The organism is Micromonospora sp. NPDC049679, assembly GCF_040659735.1.
Classification (GTDB): domain Bacteria; phylum Actinomycetota; class Actinomycetes; order Mycobacteriales; family Micromonosporaceae; genus Micromonospora_I.
On record NZ_JBFANZ010000080.1, the window covers coordinates 1 to 6,539 of the forward strand.

At 76.1% G+C, this 6,539-nt stretch carries 6 protein-coding genes and 1 pseudogene; 1 reads left to right on the top strand and 6 read right to left on the bottom strand.

Going from position 1 to position 6,539, the window contains the following annotated elements; translation table 11 throughout:
- Positions 1-48 precede the first annotated feature (48 nt).
- The gene (locus AB0J06_RS26145) at positions 49-252 is read right to left on the bottom strand and encodes a hypothetical protein (protein ID WP_357432306.1); all 204 of its coding nucleotides are present in this window, start codon (positions 250-252) and stop codon (positions 49-51) included.
- A 16-nt stretch (positions 253-268) separates the two neighbouring features.
- On the opposite strand from AB0J06_RS26145, the gene AB0J06_RS26150 reads away from it, so the two are divergent.
- Complete coding sequence (locus tag AB0J06_RS26150) at positions 269-1,564, top strand: cupin domain-containing protein (protein ID WP_357432308.1); 1,296 nt, start codon at positions 269-271, stop codon at positions 1,562-1,564.
- Here the strand turns inward: AB0J06_RS26150 and AB0J06_RS26155 are convergent.
- The 5 genes and pseudogenes from AB0J06_RS26155 to AB0J06_RS26175 all read right to left on the bottom strand — a co-directional run.
- Positions 1,561-2,220, bottom strand: coding sequence for a hypothetical protein (locus AB0J06_RS26155; RefSeq protein WP_357432311.1), 660 nt, complete (start codon positions 2,218-2,220; stop codon positions 1,561-1,563). The two genes, AB0J06_RS26150 and AB0J06_RS26155, sit on opposite strands and share 4 nt — an antisense overlap.
- A complete protein-coding gene (locus tag AB0J06_RS26160; RefSeq protein WP_357432313.1) occupies positions 2,217-4,889 on the bottom strand; it encodes an FtsK/SpoIIIE domain-containing protein in 2,673 nt (890 codons plus the stop codon). The genes AB0J06_RS26155 and AB0J06_RS26160 overlap by 4 nt, the downstream gene beginning before the upstream one ends.
- Positions 4,882-5,781: a hypothetical protein gene (locus AB0J06_RS26165; RefSeq protein ID WP_357432315.1), complete on the bottom strand. Its 900-nt coding sequence runs from the start codon at positions 5,779-5,781 to the stop codon at positions 4,882-4,884. The genes AB0J06_RS26160 and AB0J06_RS26165 overlap by 8 nt, the downstream gene beginning before the upstream one ends.
- 13 nt (positions 5,782-5,794) lie before the next feature.
- Positions 5,795-6,055, bottom strand: a complete 261-nt coding sequence (locus tag AB0J06_RS26170; protein ID WP_357432317.1) for a hypothetical protein — start codon at positions 6,053-6,055, stop codon at positions 5,795-5,797.
- Positions 6,056-6,238: 183 nt separating this feature from the next.
- Positions 6,239-6,539, bottom strand: a pseudogene (locus tag AB0J06_RS26175) (hypothetical protein); the annotation flags it as partial.

Here is a 6,539-nt window from a genome sequence, read left to right on the forward strand (position 1 = left end):
AGCTCGGTCATGAGCTGGAGATCGATCAGCAGGCGCCGGCGCCGGAGCTCAGCGCGGCGCTATGACGCCGGCGTCGGCCGGGCAGTCGACGGCGGGGCCGACCGCGGCGCTGTCCGGGGTATCGAGGACGTCACCGACCTCGTACCGGACCGCGGGGTCGACCGGGGCGCTGACCGCGGTGTCGACGCCGGGGCCGACCGCGGCGTCATCCCCGACGAGGGTCCCGCGGACGGCGGCGCCCGGCCGGGGCAACAGGACGGCGGCGCCGATGGCAGCGCCGTCCGCCGGTGACCGGGGCCCGCGGGTCACCGGAGCCGCGCGCGGCGGTACGGGGCGTCCCGCGCTCGCCCGGTGCGTGGCCGTCGACCCGACCACCTTCGCCGCCGCCTACTGGGGACGTGCACCGCTGCTGTCCCGGGCCGCGCAGCTCGGTGCCCCCGACGGCTTCACGGACCTGTTCAGCCCGGCCGACGCCGACGAGCTGCTCAGCCGCCGTGGTCTGCGTACGCCGTTCCTGCGCGTCGCCAAGGAGGGCCGGGTGCTGCCGGAGACGCGCTACGCCGGTGGCGGCGGCGCCGGCGCGGAGATCACGGACCAGGTGCTCGACGAGCGGGTCCTCGGTCTCTACGCCGATGGCGCCACGCTCGTGCTGCAGGGGCTGCACCGGGTCTGGCCGGCGCTGATCGACTTCGCCCGGGCGCTGGGCGCCACGCTGGGCCAGCCCCTGCAGGTCAACGCCTACCTGACGCCCGCGGGTAACCAGGGCTTCGCCACCCACTACGACACGCATGACGTCTTCGTGCTGCAGGTCGACGGCGGCAAGCACTGGCGCATCCACGAGCCGGTGTTGCCGGATCCGCTGGAACGGCAGGGCTGGGGCGGGCGGGCCGAGGAGGTGTCGGCGGTCGCGCAAGGTCCACCGGCGCTCGACGTGCTGCTGGCGCCGGGGGACGCCCTGTACCTGCCGCGCGGCTGGCTGCACAGCGCGCAGGCGCAGTCCGAGAGTTCGTTGCATCTGACGGTCGGGATCCGGGCCCTGACCCGGTATGCGCTGGTCGAAGCACTGCTCGAGCTCGCCGCCGATGACCGGCGGCTGCGGGCCACCCTGCCGTTCGGTCTCGACGTCGCCGACGCCGACCGCATCGGCCCGGAACTCACCGACACCGTCGCCGCCCTCCGCGCCTGGCTCGCCGCGGCGACGCCCGCCGCCGTCGCCGCCCGGCTGCGCGAGCGGGCGTGGGCGGCGTCCCGCCCCGCGCCGATCCGGCCACTGGCCCAGGCGGCGCTGATCGCGGCGCTCGACCGGGACACCCGGTTGGTCGTCCGCGCCGGGCTGCCCTGGCAGCTCGTGCCGGACGGGGAGCGGGTGGCGCTGCGGGTCTTCGACCGCACCGTCACCTTCCCCGGCGCGTGCGCCCCGGCGTTGCGGGCGCTTCTGACCGGGGCGGTCTCCCGCGTCGGCGATCTGCCCGGACTCGAGGACGACCGGGACCGGATCGTCCTGGCCCGCCGGCTGCTGCGCGAGGCGGTCGCCGTGCCGGCCGATGATCTTTCCGGCAGTTAGCGCAGCGCGGCGAAGGCGAGGGCGGTCATCGCCAGGCCGGCGATGATCACGACGGCGGCGCTGCGCGGATCGAGCGAGGCGTGCCGCCGGTCGGTGAGGACCTTCGCCGGGGCCAGGCCGACGAACGGGCCGAGCAGCGTCACCAGCAGCGCCAGCACCGGCATCCCCACGGCCAGGTCGCCGCCGTACCGGGTGCCGGCGACGCGGGCGGCGGCGGCGAGCCCGGCGGCGGCGAGCGCGCCGAGCACCCCGAAGATCACCAGCAGCGGGTACGCCGAGCGCGGCACCGGGCCCACATCGCGCGACCGGTCGAGCAGCTCGCGCGCGCCGGCGAGCCACCGCTCCGGATCGTCTCCGGCCTCGGCCGGATCCGTCGACGGCCCCGGGGGCCCGCCGAAGCGCGCGGCGACCGGTCCCAGCCGATCGGCGAGCGCGGCCCAGAGCGCCGCCGCCTCCCGGTCGACGTCGTCGACCTCGCCCCGCAGCGAGTCGAGCCCGTCCCGGGCGGCCAGCACCGCCGCGTCCGCCGCCACCACCGCCTCGTCGGCGGCGGCACAGCGCTCGGCGTACCACTGCTGCGCCTCGGCGCGCCGCTCATCCAGCCGGGTGGTCAGCTCGGCGAGGCGCCGCAGCAGTTCCCCGTACGCCTCACTCATGCCAGTCCATAAGGGATGATGACTTCCGCGGTGCGGTGCACGGACCGGTCGAAGAAGAGCCCGCGCCACGGGCGGGGGTACCAGGTCGGACCGCCGGCCTTCGGATAGAGCGGCGGACCGAGCTCCCCGCCGTGCACGTCCAGCGCCACCCACGCGCCGATCTGGTCGGTCCGCGACCCGATCCCGCCGAGGTCGTCGCGCATCCGCGCGACCCCCCGCCACCAGGCCAGCACGTGCGTGTGCCGTTCGGGTCCGGTATGCAGGATCCGGCGCAGGTGGTCCAGTCCGGACCGGCCGGCGCTCTTGATCGAGAGCGGCGAAGCGGCGGCGTCCACCGCGTAGAGCACCAGGAAATGCGGGCGCCCCTCCGCCGCGGCGTCGGTGAGCCGCCCGGCGGTCTCGGTCAGCAGTTGCGGCAGGCTCTCCTGATCGTGCCAGCCGGTCTCCGCGGGAAGCTCCGCGCGGAGCGCCCGGGCCGCCGCCTCGGCGTCGGGATCCAGGCAGGCGAGGTCGAAGCGGGCCGTGCCCGGCGGGTACTGCCGGGCGAGGGATCGGGTCGCGGCGCCGAGGACGGCGCACGCCTCGTCGATCCGGTTACCCAGCACGGCCAGGTTCCGGCCGGGGGCGCGGGACAGCGCCAGCCGCGCCGACCGGGCACGAACGTCGATCGTCTCGCCGAGCAGCGCGACCGGTTCGCGTGGCGGCCGGTCGGCGGCGCGGGGCAGCGCGACGAAGTCGGGGGCGTCGCCGAGCCGCGGCACCGCGTCGCCGTCGAAGAGGCGCGGCGCCGCAAGCTCCTCCGGGCGTCGCCGCCAGAGCCGGTTCTGCAGGGCGTGCCACGTGTCGCGGTCGCTCGCCGCCGGGACCCGCACGATCCGGTTCGCCTCGGGCGCCCCCGACTCCGCGTTGACCACGGCGTGGTGCCGGGGGAGCAGTTCCGCGGCGGTGTTGGTCTCCGGCAGGATGCGTCGGGCCTTGGGCAGCGCGATCCGGAGCGCGAACTGGGCGATCAGGGCGGTGCGCCCCCACAGCGCCTGGATGCCGGAGACGTCCTGCGAGGCGAGGACCAGATGGATGCCCTGCGACCGGCCCCGCCGGGCCAGGTCCTCCAGCAACGTCGCCGCCTCGGTGGCGAGGGCGTCGTGGCCGGCGAGCAGCACCTGGAACTCGTCGATCACCGCGACGATGCGGGGCCAACGCCCCTGCGGATCCTCCGCCCTGAGCTCGGCCAGTTTGGTCACCTCGTGCCGTTTGGCCGCGTCGGCGCGGCGCCGCAGTTCGCCGCCGAGGAAGTGCAGCAGCGCGAGGCCGAACTCGCGGTCGGTGTTGACGTTGACGCCGACCAGCCGCACGTGCGGCAGCCAGCTCGGGTCGCGCCGGCCGGGCGCGAACCGGGCGAAGGACACCCCCTCCTTGAAGTCGAGCAGATAGAACTCCAGCTCAGCGGGGGAGTACCGGGCGGCGAGCGCCCCCATCCAGGCGTAGATCAGGTTGGTCTTGCCGGTGCCCGACGGCCCACCGATGAGGGCGTGCGGCGGATAGTCGCTCAGCGTCACGCTGACCGGCCGCCCCTCGGGGCTGTCGCCCACCGGGGCGGTCAGCCCGGCCGTCGCGTCGCCGGTCCACTCCTCCTCCGGCAGGAGATCGCTGAAGACCGCCGGCGCCGGCCCGGCCGAGACCCGCGCGGCGATGCTCCGGCAGGTCGCGGTGACCAGATCCGCCGGTGGCGGGGCATCCGGCTGGACGGGGAGCAGGGCTGCGCCGGTGACCGTGACGCGGTCGTCGGCGATGTCGATCGTGCTGACGTCCGGTCCGCCGATCGGGATGCCGCGCACGATGAGGTGGACGCCGCAGGCGGCGCCGGCGCGGACGATCCGGTCGAGCTGGGCCCGTTCGTGCCGGGACAGCTCCTCGGCGCCGCCGAGCAGCACGGCGAGCCGCCAGGGCTCCGGTCGTCGACCGGTCGTCGCGGCCAGGTCGTGCAGCGAGGCGTACTCGCCGGCCAGCACGGTCTCGTTGATCCGGCGGATGTGGTCGACCAGTTCGTCGAGGAGCCCGGCCAGGCCGCGCGGTCCGACGAAGGTGAGCACCCGCGCGGTGGCGAGCGGCGCGAATCCGGCCAGGCCGCCGCCGAGCTGATCGGGGTCGTACCCGAAGAGCCGTACGGCCCCCGGTTCCGCGCGGCCCACGGCACGCAGCAGCAGCGTGGTGACCACCCCGTCGGAGAGCGCGCCGCCGCGGCCGACCAGGGCGACGTGTCCGTGGTCGAGGAGCGGCACGAGCACCGGTACGGGTGGGACGTGCGGTACGTGCAGCGCGCCGATCCGCAGCGGCCCGGGTGACTCCTCCCGGGGTGCCGGACCGGGCCGCCACTGGGCCCATCCCGCGCTTCCGGCGCCCGGCGCCGCGACCGCGGCGGCCCGCGACACCCGCTCGGCGAGCGCGGCGACGTGGCCGTCGTACCGCTCGGCGAGCTCGGCGAGGCGGCGGTCGCGTTCGGCGGCGACCCGGTCGGGCACCTGCTCGGCGGCGCGCCGGATCCCCGCCCGGCGCTCGATCGCGGCGGCGAGCCCGGCCTCGACGGCGTCGAGGCGGATCCGGCTCGACGCCCGCGCGTGCGCGAGTGAACGCCGGAACGCGGCGACCAGTTGTCCGCGCGTGTCAGGCATGGGTCGCCCTGTCGGGTCGACCGGGGGCGGCCCGGGCGGCGCACGGTTCCTCGCCGGACCGGTCGAGGGCCTCAGGGTCGCGGCCGAGGAGCTGGAGCAGCACCCCGGTCAGGACCGCGCCGGCGACCGGCAGGTCGGCCGGATGACTCGGCTGCGCCGCCCGGGCGTCACCGCCGTGCCCCGCGGTGTCCCGGCAGACGCGGGCCAGCAGCGTGTCGAGGACCGGTTGTGGCATTCCGGGCAGCAGGTCCCGCACCCGACCGGCCGTCGCGCGGGCCAGCCGGGGCACGTCCTCGGCACGCGGTTGATGACCGAGGAGGTCACCGGCGAGCCGGTGCAGCGCCGGCGGGGTCAGCGCGGAGAGCCCCAGCCCGACCGGGGCGTGTGCCGCGCCGAGATCGTGGCGCAGGCGGCTCCGGTCGCCGGCGCGGACACCGGCGACCACCAGACGCAGCAGGTGGTCGCTGCCGGTCGCGCCGTCGGCTCCGCTCGTGGTCGGGGCGACGTCCCCGCCGGTCAGCTCGGCGACCCGCGCCGACCACCACCCGGAGAGCCGGGGTGCGTCGCCGGCCGGCGACGGCACGGATCCGTCCTCGGTGACCTGCGGCGTCGTGGGCCCGGCGCGGTCGGGGGCGGGTCGCGCGGTCGCGCCGAGCCCGATCGCGGTCAGGTAGTCGGTCAGCTGCTCCTGCGCGACCCGCAGCGCGTGCCCGGCGTGTTCGGCGTGCTCCGTCGCGTGCGCGAGCTGCGGAACGCCCATCGGGTCGGCCGAGGCCTGCCGCACCCAGAGCAGCAGCTCGGCGGCGGCGTGCAGCCGTTGCACCGCGACCGTGACAAGCTCGAGCGGGAGCTCGTCGGCGCTCGTGCGAACACGGGCCCCGAGCTCGTCCATCAGGGACATCGGATCAGAGGGTCGCGGCGTAGGACTGGGCCTGCTCGACCGCGGCCAGGGTGGCGGCGAGGCACTCCTCAAGCTCGGTGCTGGCCTGAAAGAGCGACGCCTGGGCGGCGCCCACCGACTCGTGGCCGCTGCCGTCGAGGGCCGCCGCGAGGCTCTGCTGCGCCTCGGACAGCTTCTCACTGGCCGCCTGCACCGCGGCCTGACCCTCGGTGATCTGCGTGACCGCAGCGTCGATGGCGGACTTGACCTCGGCGACACTCGCCACGCGCGTCACTCCCTAGCAGGGTGGATGGCTCTGTGGGAAGCCTATCCCTTCCTGGGTGATTCCTGCCCGCGTGTCCGTTCCGGGCGTGTCCGCACCGCCCGCTACCGCACCCCGCTGACCTGCCCCGCCCCACGCCGTCGGCGAATCGTTCCGCGTTCAGTCAGATCTCCGACAGTTGCCCGGTCACCGCTCGGCGCCGTCCCCGCGCACCACCGGATCCAGCGAACGCGGTCCCCGTACCTCGGTGCCCAGCTCGCCGACGCGGGCCCGCAGCTCGCGATCGGCCGTGACCACGACGACCGTCCGCCCCTGTCCGTGCGACGCGACCAGCGCGACGATCGCGTCGTCACCGGAGCCGGCGGCCGGCACGACCCGCACCTCGGCAATGCCCGGCACCCCGCGGGCCGCGCCCTCCACGACGAGCACCACCTCCAGATCCGGATGATCAGGGGATCCGACCGACGACGCGCCGGCGACACGCCGA